The organism is Pseudomonas sp. ASL3, assembly GCF_056680425.1.
Genome location: NZ_CM155281.1, coordinates 2,915,735 through 2,931,628, shown reverse-complemented (window position 1 = coordinate 2,931,628; position 15,894 = coordinate 2,915,735). Strand labels below are relative to the sequence as shown.

General features: G+C 57.9%; 13 protein-coding genes and 1 pseudogene. 9 read left to right on the top strand and 5 right to left on the bottom strand.

Annotated elements, in window-relative coordinates:
• Positions 1 to 41 precede the first annotated feature (41 nt).
• From AC1MEE_RS13455 to AC1MEE_RS13440, 4 genes are all read left to right on the top strand, one after another.
• On the top strand, positions 42 to 1,418 hold the full coding sequence (locus AC1MEE_RS13455) for a glutamine synthetase family protein (RefSeq protein WP_480415817.1): 1,377 nt from the start codon (positions 42 to 44) through the stop codon (positions 1,416 to 1,418).
• 35 nt (positions 1,419 to 1,453) lie between these two features.
• On the top strand, positions 1,454 to 2,944 hold the full coding sequence (locus AC1MEE_RS13450) for an aldehyde dehydrogenase (protein ID WP_480415816.1): 1,491 nt from the start codon (positions 1,454 to 1,456) through the stop codon (positions 2,942 to 2,944).
• Between the two features lie 57 nt (positions 2,945 to 3,001).
• Positions 3,002 to 4,282 carry an NAD(P)/FAD-dependent oxidoreductase gene (locus AC1MEE_RS13445; protein ID WP_480415815.1) on the top strand — a complete coding sequence of 427 codons (1,281 nt, stop codon included), beginning with the start codon at positions 3,002 to 3,004 and terminating at the stop codon, positions 4,280 to 4,282.
• A 198-nt stretch (positions 4,283 to 4,480) separates the two neighbouring features.
• Positions 4,481 to 5,029, top strand: coding sequence for a cupin domain-containing protein (locus tag AC1MEE_RS13440; RefSeq protein ID WP_480415814.1), 549 nt, complete (start codon positions 4,481 to 4,483; stop codon positions 5,027 to 5,029).
• A 158-nt stretch (positions 5,030 to 5,187) separates the two neighbouring features.
• Here AC1MEE_RS13440 and AC1MEE_RS13435 read toward each other — a convergent pair whose 3' ends face one another.
• Positions 5,188 to 6,003: a gamma-glutamyl-gamma-aminobutyrate hydrolase family protein gene (locus AC1MEE_RS13435; protein ID WP_480415813.1), complete on the bottom strand. Its 816-nt coding sequence runs from the start codon at positions 6,001 to 6,003 to the stop codon at positions 5,188 to 5,190.
• A 291-nt stretch (positions 6,004 to 6,294) separates the two neighbouring features.
• The gene (locus AC1MEE_RS13430) at positions 6,295 to 6,663 is read right to left on the bottom strand and encodes a VOC family protein (RefSeq protein ID WP_480415812.1); all 369 of its coding nucleotides are present in this window, start codon (positions 6,661 to 6,663) and stop codon (positions 6,295 to 6,297) included.
• A gap of 390 nt (positions 6,664 to 7,053) precedes the next feature.
• Here AC1MEE_RS13430 and AC1MEE_RS13425 point away from each other — a divergent pair, with 390 nt between their 5' ends.
• From AC1MEE_RS13425 to AC1MEE_RS13405, 5 genes and pseudogenes are all read left to right on the top strand, one after another.
• Positions 7,054 to 7,992, top strand: a complete 939-nt coding sequence (locus AC1MEE_RS13425; RefSeq protein WP_480415811.1) for a LysR family transcriptional regulator — start codon at positions 7,054 to 7,056, stop codon at positions 7,990 to 7,992.
• 302 nt (positions 7,993 to 8,294) lie between these two features.
• Positions 8,295 to 9,605 carry an MFS transporter gene (locus AC1MEE_RS13420; RefSeq protein ID WP_480415810.1) on the top strand — a complete coding sequence of 437 codons (1,311 nt, stop codon included), beginning with the start codon at positions 8,295 to 8,297 and terminating at the stop codon, positions 9,603 to 9,605.
• A 97-nt stretch (positions 9,606 to 9,702) separates the two neighbouring features.
• Positions 9,703 to 10,692 (top strand): M14 family metallopeptidase, encoded by a 990-nt coding sequence (locus tag AC1MEE_RS13415; RefSeq protein ID WP_480415809.1) that lies wholly within the window; start codon positions 9,703 to 9,705, stop codon positions 10,690 to 10,692.
• 1 nt (position 10,693) lies between these two features.
• Positions 10,694 to 10,813, top strand: a pseudogene (locus tag AC1MEE_RS13410) (OprD family outer membrane porin); the annotation flags it as partial.
• A gap of 171 nt (positions 10,814 to 10,984) precedes the next feature.
• On the top strand, positions 10,985 to 12,871 hold the full coding sequence (locus AC1MEE_RS13405; RefSeq protein ID WP_480415808.1) for a methyl-accepting chemotaxis protein: 1,887 nt from the start codon (positions 10,985 to 10,987) through the stop codon (positions 12,869 to 12,871).
• Positions 12,872 to 13,047: 176 nt separating this feature from the next.
• Here AC1MEE_RS13405 and AC1MEE_RS13400 read toward each other — a convergent pair whose 3' ends face one another.
• The 3 genes from AC1MEE_RS13400 to AC1MEE_RS13390 all read right to left on the bottom strand — a co-directional run bounded on the left by AC1MEE_RS13400 (position 13,048) and on the right by AC1MEE_RS13390 (position 15,847).
• The gene (locus AC1MEE_RS13400) at positions 13,048 to 13,620 is read right to left on the bottom strand and encodes a YceI family protein (RefSeq protein ID WP_480415807.1); all 573 of its coding nucleotides are present in this window, start codon (positions 13,618 to 13,620) and stop codon (positions 13,048 to 13,050) included.
• 12 nt (positions 13,621 to 13,632) lie between these two features.
• Positions 13,633 to 14,172, bottom strand: coding sequence for a cytochrome b (locus tag AC1MEE_RS13395; RefSeq protein WP_480415806.1), 540 nt, complete (start codon positions 14,170 to 14,172; stop codon positions 13,633 to 13,635).
• Between the two features lie 133 nt (positions 14,173 to 14,305).
• A complete protein-coding gene (locus AC1MEE_RS13390; protein ID WP_480415805.1) occupies positions 14,306 to 15,847 on the bottom strand; it encodes an FAD-dependent oxidoreductase in 1,542 nt (513 codons plus the stop codon).
• Positions 15,848 to 15,894 lie beyond the last annotated feature (47 nt).

Sequence of the window (15,894 nt, the reverse complement as noted above, 5' to 3'; positions counted from 1 at the left end):
AGGGCGGTGAATATTATTATTAACATCATAGGTGTTTCATTATGTCGGTACCTCTGCGTGCCGTTCAGCTCAACGAAGCGAACGCATTCCTTAAGAAACATCCTGAGGTTTTGTACGTCGACCTTCTGATTGCAGATATGAACGGTGTAGTGCGTGGCAAACGTATCGAGCGCACCAGTCTCCACAAGGTCTACGAGAACGGCATCAACCTGCCTGCCTCGCTGTTTGCCCTGGATATCAATGGCTCGACGGTGGAAAGCACCGGTCTGGGTCTGGATATCGGCGATTCGGACCGGATTTGTTATCCCATCCCCGATACCCTGTGTGTCGAGCCTTGGCAAAAACGCCCGACCGCGCAATTGCTGATGACCATGCATGAGCTTGAAGGTCAGCCGTTTTTCGCCGACCCCAGGGAAGTGCTGCGTCAAGTCGTCAGCAAGTTCGATGAAATGGGTCTGACCATTTGCGCCGCGTTCGAACTGGAGTTCTACCTGATCGATCAGGACAACTTGAACGGTCGTCCGCAGTCGCCACGCTCGCCAATCTCCGGCAAACGCCCGCATTCGACCCAGGTCTATCTGATCGATGACCTGGACGAGTACGTCGACTGCCTTCAGGACATTCTGGAAGGCGCGAAAGAGCAGGGCATCCCGGCTGACGCCATTGTCAAGGAAAGTGCCCCGGCGCAGTTCGAAGTGAACCTGCACCATGTTGCCGACCCGATCAAGGCCTGCGACTACGCGGTGTTGCTCAAGCGTCTGGTCAAGAACATCGCCTACGACCATGAGATGGACACCACGTTCATGGCCAAGCCTTACCCAGGCCAGGCAGGTAACGGGCTGCACGTCCATATCTCGATTCTCGACAAGGAAGGCAAGAACATCTTCACCAGTGAGGATCCCGAGCAGAACGCCGCATTGCGTCACGCGATCGGCGGTGTGCTCGAGACCCTGCCGGCGCAGATGGCTTTCCTCTGCCCGAACGTCAACTCCTACCGTCGTTTTGGCGCGCAGTTCTATGTGCCCAACTCGCCAAGCTGGGGGATCGACAACCGTACTGTTGCAGTACGGGTGCCGACCGGCTCGCCTGACGCTGTTCGTATCGAACACCGTGTCGCGGGTGCCGATGCCAACCCGTATTTGCTGATGGCATCGGTCCTCGCCGGGATCCATCACGGTCTGACCAACAAGATCGAGCCTGGCCCACCGGTCGAAGGCAACTCCTACGAGCAGAACGAACAAAGCCTGCCCAACAATCTGCGCGATGCGCTGCGTGAGCTGGACGACAGTGAAGTCATGGCGCGTTATATCGATCCCCTCTACATCGATGTATTTGTCGCCTGCAAGGAAAGCGAGCTGGCCGAGTTTGAAAACACCATTTCAGACCTTGAGTACAACTGGTACTTGCACACCGTCTGACGCTCGCCAAAATTACCTGTGTTGAGTTTATAAAAATGATCAAGAATCGCAGCGATTGGGAGCAACACTTCCAGTCACTCACACTTGAAGGTCGTGCATTCATTGATGGCCAATACTGCTGGGCCGCCAGCGGCGAAACATTCGACAGCACCAGCCCGGTCGACGGTCGCTTACTCGCGACCGTTGCCAGCACCGACGCAGCCGATGTCGATGCGGCCGTTCAGGTCGCTCGCCGGGCGTTCGATTCGGGTGTGTGGTCACGGCTTGCCCCGACAGAACGCAAACGGATTCTCATTCGTTTCGCCGACCTGATCCTCGCCCACCAAGAGGAGCTGGCGTTGCTGGAAACGCTCGATATGGGCAAACCCATCAGCGACTCCCTGGCCATCGACGTGCCGGCGACCGCCAATGCGATCCGTTGGAATGCCGAGGCGATCGACAAGATCTACGATGAAGTCGCGCCGACGCCGGTGGACCAGCTTGGGCTGGTTATGCGTGAGCCGGTGGGCGTGGTGGCGGCGATCGTGCCGTGGAACTTCCCGCTGATCATGGCCAGCTGGAAGTTCGCCCCAGCCCTGGCAGCCGGTAACTCGTTCATCCTCAAACCTTCGGAGAAGTCACCACTGACGGCCATTCGTATCGCCCAGTTGGCGTTGGACGCGGGGATTCCCAAAGGCGTGTTCAACGTCCTGCCAGGTTTCGGTCACACCGTGGGCAAGGCGCTGGCGTTGCATATGGACGTCGATACGCTGGCGTTTACCGGTTCCACGGCAGTCGCCAAGCAACTGCTGATCTATGCCGGGCAAAGCAACCTCAAGCGTGTGTGGCTGGAGGCGGGCGGCAAAAGCCCCAACGTGGTGTTTGCCGACGCGCCGGACCTGCAGGTCGCGGCGCAGGCGGCGGCCAGTGCGATTGCCTTCAACCAGGGTGAAGTCTGCACCGCCGGTTCACGGTTGTTAGTCGAGCGCTCGATCAAGGATCGCTTTATCCCGATGGTGGTCGAGGCGCTGAAGGCGTGGAAGCCCGGCCATGCGCTGGACCCGGCGGCGACGGTCGGCGCCGTGGTTGATTCGCGCCAGCTGGAGAACGTGCTTCGGTACATCGAAATCGGCAAGCAGGAGGGCGGACAACTGATCGCCGGTGGCAATCGAACCCTTGAGGAAACCGGTGGCCTGTACCTCGAACCGACGATCTTCGATGGCGTGACCAATGCCATGACGATTGCCCGGGAAGAGATCTTCGGCCCGGTGCTTTCGGTCATTACCTTCGACACCGCTGAAGAAGCGTTGAACATCGCCAACGACAGCGTGTTTGGTCTGGCCGCTGGCGTCTGGACGCGGGACTTGAGCAAGGCTCACACCTTCGCCAGAGGTCTGCGGGCGGGGAGTGTCTGGGTCAATCAGTACGACGGCGGCGACATGACTGCGCCTTTTGGCGGCTTCAAGCAATCCGGTAATGGACGCGACAAATCCCTGCATGCGTTCGATAAATACACCGAACTCAAAGCCACCTGGATCAAGCTCTAACCCTATTAAAAAAGGCGGGCACCTGCGTCAGTGGGTGACCCGTCGAGGAGTTCAACGATGCAACCTTATGTAAACAGCTACTACGCCGCGACCCGTAACAAGACCGGTGATTACCCGGTGCTTGAAGAGGTTGTCGAGTGCGATGTCTGCGTGATCGGCGCGGGCTACACCGGCCTGTCATCGGCGCTGTTTCTCGCTGAGGCGGGCTACAGCGTGACGGTGCTGGAGGCTGCCAAAGTCGGCTTCGGGGCGAGTGGTCGCAATGGCGGGCAGTTGGTCAACTCGTACAGCCGTGACGTCGACGTCATCGAGCAGCGCTATGGCGACAAGTCTGCAGAAGTGCTGGGGAGCATGATCTTCGAAGGCGGCAACATCATCCGCCAACGAATCAAGCAATACGACATTCAGTGTGATTACCGTCAGGGCGGCATTTTTGCTGCGTTGAACAAGAAGCAGCTCAATGGCCTCGCTGAACAGAAGAGCAGCTGGGAGCGTTATGGCAACAAGCAACTGCGGATGCTCGACTCGGCCGATATCGCCAGGGAAGTGGGTTCGGAAAGCTACGTTGGCGGCCTGTTGGACATGTCAGGTGGGCATATCCACCCTCTGAACCTGGCATTGGGCGAAGCGGCCGCCTTCGTTGGGCTCGGTGGCAGGATTTTCGAACAGTCGGCAGCGGTCGATATCAAGTATGGCGAGCCGCACGTCATCAGCACGGCCAAAGGCCGGGTCAGGGCGAAGTACCTGCTGATCGCCGGCAACGCTTACCTGAGCCAGGACCTGGACCCACGGGTGACGCGCAAGAGCATGCCCTGTGGTTCGCAAATCGTCGTGACCAAGCCGCTGTCGGAACGGGTGGCCAAAAGCCTGATCACCAACAACTACTGCGTCGAAGACTGTAACTACCTGCTCGACTACTTCCGGATTACCGGCGACAACCGACTGCTGTATGGCGGCGGTGTGGTCTACGGTGCCCGTGAGCCGAAAGACATCGAACAGATGATCCTGCCGAAGATCCTCAAGACCTTCCCGCAGCTCAAAGGGGTGGAGATCGACTACCGCTGGACCGGTAACTTCCTGCTCACCATGTCGCGCATGCCGCAGTTCGGTCGCGTCGAGAAGAATGCGTACTTCATGCAGGGTTACAGCGGCCATGGAGTGACCTGTTCGCACCTGGCCGGGAAATTGATCTCGGAGATGATCCGGGGTGACGCGGAGCGCTTCAATGCCTTCGCATCGCTGCCGCACATGCCGATGATCGGCGGCCGGGCGTTCCAGGTGCCGCTCACCGCAATGGGTGCCGCCTATTACGCAATGCGTGATCGATTCGGTATCTAAAGCACTGATCAAGGCGGGCCAGTACAGTGCTGGCCCGCCTTTTTTGCGGTCATTTCTGCAATCGGCTGAGCTCTGGGGCCAAACATGATTTAATACTCGACGCCCAATCCTCTGGGCCAGGGAAATGGCGAGTGTTCCGACATAATCGTCAACGATTACTCCCGCAATATCCTTGAGTATTTTTCATATAAGGCTGCCATGGACACGGGGACTCGACTCAAACTAGTGCGCGAAAGCCACAAGCTGTCTCAGCGCGAGCTGGCCAGACGCAGCGGCGTCACCAATGCTTCGATCTCCTTGATTGAACAGAATCGTGTAAGCCCTTCAGTCAGTTCGCTGAAGAAGCTGCTCGAAGGCATACCAATGTCTTTGGCGGACTTCTTCACCTTTGACCAACCCCCTCGGGAGGACCTGTACGTCTTCCGCGCCAATGAACAGCCCGACCTGGGCCGCGATGGCCTGCGCCTGCTGCTCGTCGGGGCGACCGTGGCGAGCCGTCAGATGCGTTTTCTGCGAGAGCAGTACGCGCCAGGGGCGAGTTCCGGCGAGGAGCCCATTGTGCATGTCGAGGGTGAAGAGTGCGGGCTGGTGACACGCGGTACCATCCAGCTGACGGTTGATGGTCAGATCAGCGTGCTCAATGCTGGCGACGGCTACTACTTCTCCACCACCTTGCCTCACCGCTTTCAAAACATCGGGCAGGACGAAGCCGAGATCATCAGCGCGAACACCCCTGCGAACTTCTGACGCATCGTGTCAAGCTGATCGCCGCCTCAGGATTTGCGAACGCCGAACTCCTACAGGGAATTGCGATCCGCTGTGGGAGGCTTGCCTGCGAAGGGGACGGCAGTACAACCCAAAAAAGCCCGGCATATGCCGGGCTTTTTCGTGGGTGCATCAATACATCATGCCGCCGTATCGAGTCGTCCCTTTACCGTTTTTTCCAGCACCCGTTGACGGCAAGCATCACCAAATGTCTGGAAGATTTTCACCGAGTCGGGATTCTTCGCTGCTTGCCATTCAGGGTGCCATTGCACCGCGAACAGGAACGACGAAAGGCCAGGTGCGTGAATGGCCTCGACCAGCCCGTCTTCTGCATGCGCCACTGCCTCAAGGCCTTTGCCGAGGGTTTTCAGGCCCTGACCATGAAGGGAGTTGACGCGAATTTCGTCGGTTTGCATGAGCTTGTGCAGCCAGCTGTCGGGTACCAGGCGGACCCCATGCACTGCTTCGTATTGCACGTCCACCGGATCGTCAGGATTCTCGCGGTGGTCGTTGAAGCCGGGCTCGGCGTAAAGCTTCTGGTACATGTCGCCGCCCAGCGCCACGTTGATCTCCTGCATTCCGCGGCAGACGCCGAAGATCGGCAGGCCGCGGGCGATCGCCGCGCGGATCAAGGGCAGGTCAAACGTGTCGCGATCCCTGTCCTGCGCCTTGCCGGGAGTCTGATTGTCCTGACCGTATAGCGCCGGGTCCATGTTGCTGCCCGCACCGGTCAGATACACACCGTCGACCATATCCAGATACTGCTCGAGGTCATCAGTGCCGCAGCAGGTCGGCACCAACATCGGCACGCATCCGGCCAGATCAACCAGCGGCACGATGTATTTGTGGGTCATCACTTGATAGTCATGGCCCTTGCGTTCCTGAGCGCCCATGGACATCAGGACGACGGGTTTGCGAAGGTTTTGATTCTTATTGCCAATGTTGCTGTTGGACATATGTCACCTTGGGACAGGCGTGGCCTATCATTTTTGTGCGGGCGCGGCGGTGAAGACTGACGCTACCCGAGGTTTCGAGCACTGCCGAGAATGCGTAGCGAATGCTGATTCACGGTCGAAAACCTGTTTCATAGACTGCCAGATCCGTTGGTTATGTCAAACAATAAGGCTGTTTTCGTCAACAATAATGATCATGTTTTTGCGGTTTATATCATATATTATTGATTTATAAGGATTTATTCTAGATTCATAGATTGATTGGTTAATTATAGTTATCAGTTGTTCGCAATCCTAAGTCCGGGTGAGGACCTCCATAAGATGGCCGTCGGGATCATCGAAATACACCCTGCGACCCCCGTCATGCCGGTTGATTTCTCCCGGATGGTGCTTACCAGGGTCGGACCAGTATTGGAGCCCCTGACCCCGTATGCGGGCGAAGATCCGATCGAAGTCGTCTTCACCTATCAGGAAGGCATAGTGCTGGGAGAAAATCTCGCCGTCGTTGTCGTAAAAATCGAGTGAGACACCGTTATCGAGTTGGACTACCAGCATCGGGCCGAATGGGGAAGGGCTTGGCAGGCCCAAGACTTCAGCGAGGAACGGCGCTGACTTCTGCTTATCGCGGCACCAGACGATAGTGTGGTTTAGCTGCACGCTCACGGTACGATCCTCCTTTCCTGACCACCAGCGCGTTCTGATCTTGCAACGCACGATTAGTATTCAGGTTAGGCGACATCGCGTGTTCTCACGACATAGATCGGGGTGGGGCCGCCAAATGGAGGGATTGCCAGGGCAAACCCGGCACTCAGGTTTGACTTCGACAGTCGACAGATTTTCTGCCAGTACTACCCGACAACCCTAGGTGTGTGTTTTAGCATCGGAAGAGTCGTGGCTACCGTATTCGTCCCCCGTTAGCGGGTAATCCTTGAAAAATCTCTACAAAATTTCTCGGAATTGGCCTAATTACTGCCTCCCCTGATAAGTAGTTGCACACCAAATCCGCTAATATTTCTATGAACTCGTCTTATCGCTTCCAAGCAGGAAATTACGATGCAACTCGAATGGCTCGAAGACTTTATCGAACTGGCCCGCACTCGCAGCCTGTCTCGTGCCGCAGAGATCCGTTGCGTGACACATCCCGCATTTGGTCGGCGTATTCGGGCGTTGGAGGAGTGGGTCGGCACTTCGCTGATCGAGCGCAAGCAACCGCTGTCTTTGACGCCCAGCGGTCTGCTGTTTCTAGACGCTGCAACGCAATCGGTGGAGTTGCTGGCAGCGGTGCGGGCGCAGTTTCAGGGGGGAGGATTGAGCCGTGACGAGCCGGTGCGCATTGCTACGGGACGAACCCTGGCAAGTGATTTTTTCCCCGACTGGTACGAGTCTCTGAACCAACAGTTCGGCTGCTTCCCAGTGTCACTGGTTACCAGTGGTGCGCAGGAGGCGATCATGAAGTTGTCCGCCGGTGACGTGGACTTGCTGTTGAGTTTTTCCAGTCCGCTGACCCAGGTCCTGATTGATCCAAAGCGTTTCGACTCGTTGGTGCTCGTCAATGAAGAGTTGCTGCCGGTCAGTGCACCGGACGATCATGGCCAACCTATGTTCCATATTTCCGCCAGCAGCAGCGCGTTGACAATCCCCTGGCTGGCGTTCTCGCCGACACTCGCACTGCGCGGAGTGCTAGCTCAGCACTTGGCACGACTGCCTCAGCGGTTGGCGTTGCGCATGATTTATCAAGCGGACTCCTACGACGCTATTCTGGAAATGGCCAAGCGAGGCAATGGCCTCGCCTGGCTGCCACGAATGGTCGCCAAAGGTGCCCTGGCGTCGAGCGAGTTGTTGATTGCGGGCGGTCCAGAGTTTCGGATTAGCTTCGACGTGTCCTTGCATCGCCTGCGTTCCAATCAGAGCGAACTGGTGATGAAAATATGGCAGGGTCTGCTCTTACGTCATGCGGAGCACGGATCAAATCGCGACAAAAGTCTGGCATGACAGCCTGCTCAAAAGTGCACCAATTACGGGCGCGCGAAAAAAAATCAGCGTTTTGGTCGTGCTGAAAAGGCTGTGCTGATGGGCGTGTGCTGAATCAGCCCAAGAATGTGCCCAAACAGCAATTGCCATTACACAAGGCTTGATTCAATTTTGACTCCGAGCCGGACAGCCATGAAGACGCAGATCTTCACTAGGTACTCGGTTGTTTTCACCCATAACAATTACTGCCATTGATGTCATCGAACCGCGTTTCGGCTCGGTGAATACGATCGCCAACTGTGAAACAGACCCGGGACTAACTCATGACAGTTCAATCATCAATCGTGCATTCCGCACAGGCTTCCACCCAGCGAGGTCCTTGGAAGGAGATCATCGCCGCCAGTATCGGCAACGCTCTGGAATTCTATGACTTGCTGATCTATGGCTATTTCGCGGTGGTGATCGGGAAGCTGTTTTTCCCGTCTGACAACGAAACTACTTCACTACTGCTCAGCGTCGGCTCCTTCGGCATTTCCTTTTTGATGCGTCCACTGGGCGCCATCGTGCTGGGCTCATACGCCGACCGGGCGGGGCGCAAGGCCTCGCTGACGATGTCGATCATGATCATGATGCTCGGCACCGCGCTGATCACCTTCGCTCCATCCTATGACCAGATCGGCCTGGCCGCGCCGCTTCTGATTATTGTTGCTCGCATGCTGCAAGGCTTTTCCACGGGTGGGGAGTTCGGCGCCGCGACCGCATTCATGGTCGAGCACGCTGATGCCAAACGACGTGGTTTCTTCGCCAGTTGGCAGTTGTCGACCCAGGGCCTGGCGACTGTATTAGCGGCCGGGGTAAGTGCTTTGCTCAGCTATGGGTTGTCGGATGTGCAGTTGAATGATTGGGGCTGGCGTGTCGCTTTCGGCGTGGGCCTACTGATCGGGCCGGTGGGTTTTTACATCCGCAGCCAGATCGATGAAACCCCGGATTTCCAGAAGACCGTCGCGAACGTGCAGAATAAAACCCCACTGCGTGATGTGTTGATCAAAGGTCATGTCAGCCTGCTGCTGGCCATCGGGGTGGTCGCTGGTGCGACGGCGTTCAACTATGTGCACAAGCTTTACATGCCGATCTATGCCTTAAAGCAGTTGCACATCGCGGCCACGTCCTCGTACCTTGGAGCGCTGGTGACCGGAGCTACCTTGATGATCATGGCGCCGGTGTTCGGTGGCCTCTCGGATCGCCATGGTCGGTTTCAGGTGCTGACCATCGCGCTGCTGATTACAGGTTTGTCGTCCTATCCGATGTTTCTGCTGCTCAACACCTTTCCCAGCGTATTGGTCTTGCTGTTGGTGCAAGCCATCGTTGGCATCTTGATCGCCGCGTGCCTGGGGCCGATCCCGGCGATGCTGGCCGACATATTCCCCACCAGCATTCGTGGTACCGGCCTGGCGCTCAGCTACAACTTTTCGGTCACCCTGTTTGGCGGTTTTGCCCCGCTGATCGTGACCTGGATGATTGATGCCACCGGCAACAAGCTGGCACCCAGCTTCTACGTCATGGCGACTGCACTGATCAGTGTCATCGCCGTGGTCTGCCTTGGCCGTCGTATGCGTCATAACACCCCGAGCTGACCTTAAGCCGCTCCATTCCTTTCCAGTAAAACCCACCGTATATGCCGCGCCTACAGATTGCTCGGCAAGCGGGAGCTATTGTCTGTCGGAGACCGAAATGAAGACCCTTGAACAAGTTCGTGCGTCCCTGAAACCGTACCCGGTGGAGGTTGAGTTCCCCGATATCCGCCAATGGAAAACCGGTAACTGCGGGGTCGACTACGTCCACAGCTTCGACAGTGGGATGCCAGGGCCGCATGTGATGATCATGGCTCTGACCCATGGCAACGAAGTCAGCGGTGCCATTGCGGTGGACGCGTTCCTGCGAAGTGGCGTGCGCCCTCGTCAGGGCCGTTTGAGCCTGGGCTTCGGCAACGTCGAGGCATACCACCGCTTCGATCCACAGAACATCGACGCGACCCGTTACCTGGACGAAGACATGAACCGGGTCTGGCTACCATCGAAGCTCGACAGTGAGCAGAACTCTATCGAACTGCGCCGGGCCCGCGAGTTGCGCCCCGTCATTGACAGCGTCGACCTGCTGCTTGACATCCACTCGATGCATGAAGAATCCGCGCCGCTGATGATGTGTGGTGCACGCACCAAGGGCCTGGAGTTCGCCGCAACCCTAGGTGTGCCGGCAACGGTAATCGTCGATGCCGGTCACGCCAACGGTCGTCGCATGCGTGATTACGATGAATTCAACGATGCCGCCAGCAAGAAGAACGCGTTGCTGATCGAGACCGGTCAACATTTTTCGCAACACAGCCAGCAGGTCGCACTGGATGTGGCAGCGCGCTTTCTGATCACCACCCAAGCGGTGTGTGAAGAAGACGTCGCACAGTTTCTAAGCACCGGCAAACCCGGGCCTCAACGTTTCCTCCAAGTTACTGAGTCGGTTGTCGCCAACAGTATGGATTTCAACTTTGTCGAGGACTTTCGCGGACTGGAGCTGATCGCGCGTTCTGGAACTGTCATCGCTCGGGATGGCGATCAGGAAGTCGTCACACCTTATGACAACTGCGTGTTGGTCCAGCCGTCGCTCAGGCATCTCGGTCCAGGCGTCACCGTCGTACGACTGGCCAGGGTGCTCGATGTCTCGCACTGACACCGATCGCCTGGTAGGCAACTTCACTCGTGCTGGCGAACGAACCTGGATCGGCCAGTATGCTTACGACTTTGCCGGCCTCGGAGTGCCGGGGCTGACCAGTACTGTGTCCTACTACAAGCCAGGCGGCGACCGGCACCGCCGATGCCGACCATAACCGACTGATGCTCAGCGATAGCTTGCCACTGTTCTGATTCCTCTGATTTAAAACACCAAATGCCTGCGGGAGCACTCGGCTGCCCGCAGGTTTTACTCGGCTCGTTCGCAGCCGACTTATCGAGGAGGTGTGCCGATGAAAGGCCTTGGTTTCAGTCGCAAAATATTGATCGCCGCCGCCCTGATAGTCATCCTGGCGTTCAGCGCTTTCATCTACGTCAGCGACTATCGGCAGCGGCAAACCTTGCGCGGCGATGTTGACGCGAAGTTACAGCAGTTGGGCACGCTGACCGCCCACGATATTCAGACATGGCTGGAAAGTCGCACGCAGTTGATCCAGACGCTGGGTCAACGGCTCAATGTTGAGGGGACCGATAAGGCCAGCCTCCTCAAGGCCATCGACTTGCCGGTATATGCAGAAAATTTTCAGCTGATTTCATACGGTGGCAGCGACGGCTCGATGTTCTCACTGCCGGAAAGCGTGCGCGCTGCCGACTACGACCCCAGGGTGCGTAGTTGGTACAAGGCGGCGCAAGACAGCCAACAAACAGTGTTTACTGAACCCTACGTCGCGGCGTCTTCGGGAAAACTGGTGATGACCGTGGCGACGCCTGTGAAGTATCAAGACCGTTCCGGTGTGGCCTGTGCCAACCTGTCCCTCGACGCCTTGAGCAAGATGATCAACACCCTGGATTTTGGGGGGCATGGTTACGCCTTCATCGTCAGCGCCGACGGCAAGGTGCTGGTCCATCCAGATAGCCAGTTCATCCTCAAAGACCTCAAGGAGGTCTTCCCACAAAGCACACTTGCGCCCGCTCCGGGCGTCCGTGAAATCCGGACCGGCGGCGGCTCGCAGTTCATCTCCTTCACCCATGTCGATGGAGTGCCTTCGGCCGATTGGTACGTGGTGATGGTCATCGACCAGCAGGCTGCGTTCTCGATGCTGGGTGAGTTGCGTACCCTGGCGATCACCGCCACGTTAATAGCGGTCGCCATCATCATCCTGTTGCTCGGAGTGTTGATCCGTTGGCTGATGCGGCCGTTGCACACAATGGGACGAGCATTGGAAGACATCGCAAATGGCGAAGGCGACCTCACTCAGCGCCTGCCGATCAATTCTCGTGATGAATTCGGTGCACTGGCACAGTCGTTCAACCGTTTTTTAGAATTCATTCAAGGATCAATTCGCGACGTGGCGGGCACCAGTGCTCGTCTCAATCAAGTCGCGACGTTGGTGACCAGGGTGTCGAGCACTTCGATGAGCAATTCAGATGAGCAGGCGGCACGCACCGAGAGCGTGGTATCAGCCATCCATCAACTGGGCGCGGCGTCTTCTGAAATCGCCCGCAATGCCGCGCTGGCGTCGCAGAGCTCCAGCGACGCTCGGCAGCTGGCCGATGACGGTCAAAACGTCGTCGAAATGACCATCGAGGCGATCAATCGGCTGTCGAGAAATATCGACAAGTCGCGTATCACCATCGAGAACCTCGCAACCCAGACTGCCGACATCGGGCAGATTCTTGAGGTAATTACCAGCATATCGCAGCAAACCAATCTGCTGGCGTTGAACGCCGCCATTGAGGCTGCACGCGCAGGAGAGGCAGGCAGAGGCTTTGCCGTGGTTGCCGATGAAGTGCGCAACCTGGCGCATCGCACTCAGGACTCGGCGCAACAAGTGCAAACCATGATTGAGCAGCTGCAAGTCGGCGCGCAAGCCGCCGTGGTGACCATGACCGAGAGCCAGCGCGAGAGCGAAACCAGCGTTACGGTAGCCAACCAAGCGGGGGAGCGTTTGGGCCGGGTTGCCCAGCGCATCGGAGAAATAGACGCGATGAACCAGTCTGTCGCGGCTGCCACAGAGGAGCAAACGGCGGTGGTGATTTCGATCAATGACGACATAGCGCAGATAGATGCTTTGAACCGTCACGGCGTGGCGAACTTGCATTCGACGTTCGAGGCCTGCGCTGATCTTGAGCGTGAGGCAGTCAGGCTGCAGCACTTAGTGACGCATTTCAAAATATGACGGTTTGCTGTGGTGGTGCCAAGTGAATGTTTGGTAAACGACGATCTGATTCGCAATGGTAGTTCTGCGTTCTGCGTTCTGCGTACTCGTATCTCGCAGATGAAGAGCTATCGAGCGAGAGCAAGTCACCGAAACCGTACGCAAAACCTATCTGATTCTGGGGTGAGTCAGGGGCGTTATTGCGCGGGAGCGACCACGCGGAATTTGATGTGGATATCGTTGGAAATGATGCCGATATCGGCCCACTCGCCTTCACCGATGCTGAAGTCGGCGCGATTGAGGATGAATTCGCCATCGAATACGCCGATGGCGTTCTGCGGCTTCAAAATGACCTGGGCATTGACGTCGCGGGTGCGGCCCTTGATCGCGAGCTTGCCGGTGATCTCGTAGCGGTTGTTGTCGAGCGCCTTCACGCTGCTCGATTCAAACTTCGCCACCGGATACACCGCCGTGTTGAACCAGGCGGGCTTTTGCAGTTCGATGTTGGCATCGCTGGTGCCAGCGTCGATGCTGTCGAGCTGGATGGTGAGCTCGGCGTGGGCTGCTGCGGGGTTCGCCGAGTCAAAATCGATCTTGGCATCGAACTTGCCGAAACTGCCGTACACCCTCGCGCCCATCTGGGTGTAGGTGAAGGCAATTTGGCTGGCCGCCGCGTTCACTCGCTTGTATTCAACGGCGTGGGCGCAGGTCAAGGCGCCGAGCGTGAGTGCGGCGGCCAACGCGGCAGAACGCAGGTATCGAAAATTCATAGAACTCTCCGGTCAGCCCTTGCTTTTCAGCGGCAGTATGCGCGTAAGCACATCGTTGCGATCGATGAAATGGTGCTTCAGTGCGGCGCCCGTATGGACGATCACCAGGCCAAGCAAGGTGAAGTTGAGCGCCTCATGCAGGTCCTTCAGGCGGTCACCCAGCGCGGCGTCCTTGGCCAGCAGGTCCGGTAGCGGTAGGACACCAAACCACACGGTCTGGAAGCCTTTCGCCGAGCCCATCAGCCAGCCGCTGATCGGAATCGCGATCATCAGTGCATACAGCAACCAATGCATGACATGGGACGTGAGACGCAACACCGCCGGTATGGTCGTCGGCAGCGGCGGTACCGGATGGGTCAGGCGCCAGACGAGTCGTATCAGTACCAGGAGGAACAGGGTCACGCCTGCCCACTTATGCCATGAGAACAGTTTCAGCTTGGTCGGCGAAATCGGCAGTCCGAGCATGTAGAAGCCGAGCGCGAAGGTGCCGATCAGCCCCAGAGCCACTAGCCAGTGAAGGGAAATCGCCGTGCGGGTGTAACGCTGATTCATGAGTGCTGCGCCTCGACCGGCTGGCGTGCCTGAGCTTCTGCAAATACCTTGGCCGAGGCTTCCGTTCCCATGGGTTTTTAAGTGTAGATGAATTCGATGTCGGTCATGCCCAGGATGCGGGCGCCAAGGACGCTCAACCTTCTTGCGTGGCCATCTGTCGAATCATCTGCAGCGCCTCTTCACGTTGCAAGGGCTGTTTCATGCGTTCGGCCAGGTAAGCCATCTGCCGCGAATACTCGCAGGCAACCACTGCCTCGACCTGCTCCCCTTTGCAGAGCAGGGCGATGAAAGCGTATTGCTCGGGGTTGCCTTCGAAGACGATCCGCTCCCATTGGTCGGCATGACCGAGCATTTCGAAGGTCTTGTCGAAGTGATACGTCCAAAAGAACGGTACATCGGCGTAGTGCGCCGCTTCGCCCATCATGTTCAGCGCGGCGATCCGCGCCTGCTGCTGGGCCACGCGCCAATGCTCGATACGTGTGGGCACGTCTTCCCGCGGGAAAGAGACAATATCGCCGGCTGCCCACAGGCCTTCTGCCGCGCGCATGCCGTCGCTCACCGGCAGCGCACCGTCGTCGTCGAGCTCAACGCCTTCGAGCAGGTCGGTGGCGGGGCTGACGCCAACGCCGATCAATACCAGATCGGCGGGAAGTCTTTCGCCATTGTTCAGCAGCACGGCCTCGACCTTGTCCGCGCCTTCGAACTGTTTCGCTTCGGTGCCTGCGTGAAAAACCACGCCGTGGTCTTCGTGCAGCGACCGAATGGTCATGCCGATGCGCTCACCGAACTGTTTGCTGAACGGCGTTTCGTGGCGGGCGACCACGCTGACCTCCAGGCCATGCTGACGCAAGGCCGATGCCGATTCCAGACCGATGAAGCTGTCACCGATGATGACCACGCGGGTACCGGGCTTTGCCGTCTCGAGAATGCGCTCGGCGTCCTGTCGGGATCGCAACGTCAGGATGTTCTGCAGATGCGCACCGGGGACTGACAGCGGCTTCGGTTCGCCGCCGCTGGCGAGAAGGGCAGCGTCGTAGTCGAAGGTGCGCCCGTCAGCCAGGGAAACCCTTTTCGCCGCCGCATCGAGACGAATGACATCGCCTGTAACACGCTCGATCCTCTGTTCGCCGTAGAAGGACTCGTCCAGGAGCGGCGGTGTCTCCTGAGGCGACATGTCGCCAGCGAGGACGAATTTGCTCAGTACGGTCCGGTCATAGCCTGCAGCGGCTTCACGATCAATCAACACCAGGCGGCCGGCATAACCTTTTTCACGCAGGGCGGCCACTGCCGCTGTTCCCGCAGCACCGGCACCGATGATCACGAAGCAGCGCGAATCAGGGGGCTGCGCCGTTTCGATGCGGGGAAGGGGCTGATCGTCCACCTGCACGTCGCCATCGACCACCTTTGCCGGATAGCGGGTGAGGCTGCTCAGCGCTGGTGGCTCGCACAACTGACCGTCCTCGACCGTGAAAGTCGCCTTGTGCCAGGGGCAGATCAACCGGCCATTGCAGATTGCTCCCTCTTCCAGAGGAGCCTGGGCGTGCGGGCATTCGGCCTGGTAGGCATAGACGCGTTCACCGGCCCGCAGCAGCAGTATCTTTAACGGGCCGATATCGATGCGTGTTCCACGGTCTTCACGAAGGTCGGTGAAACGGGCGACGGTGTGCAAGGACATGACGACTCTCCGAGCGGGTGTTCTTCTTTGGAGTCGGTGGGGTGGGG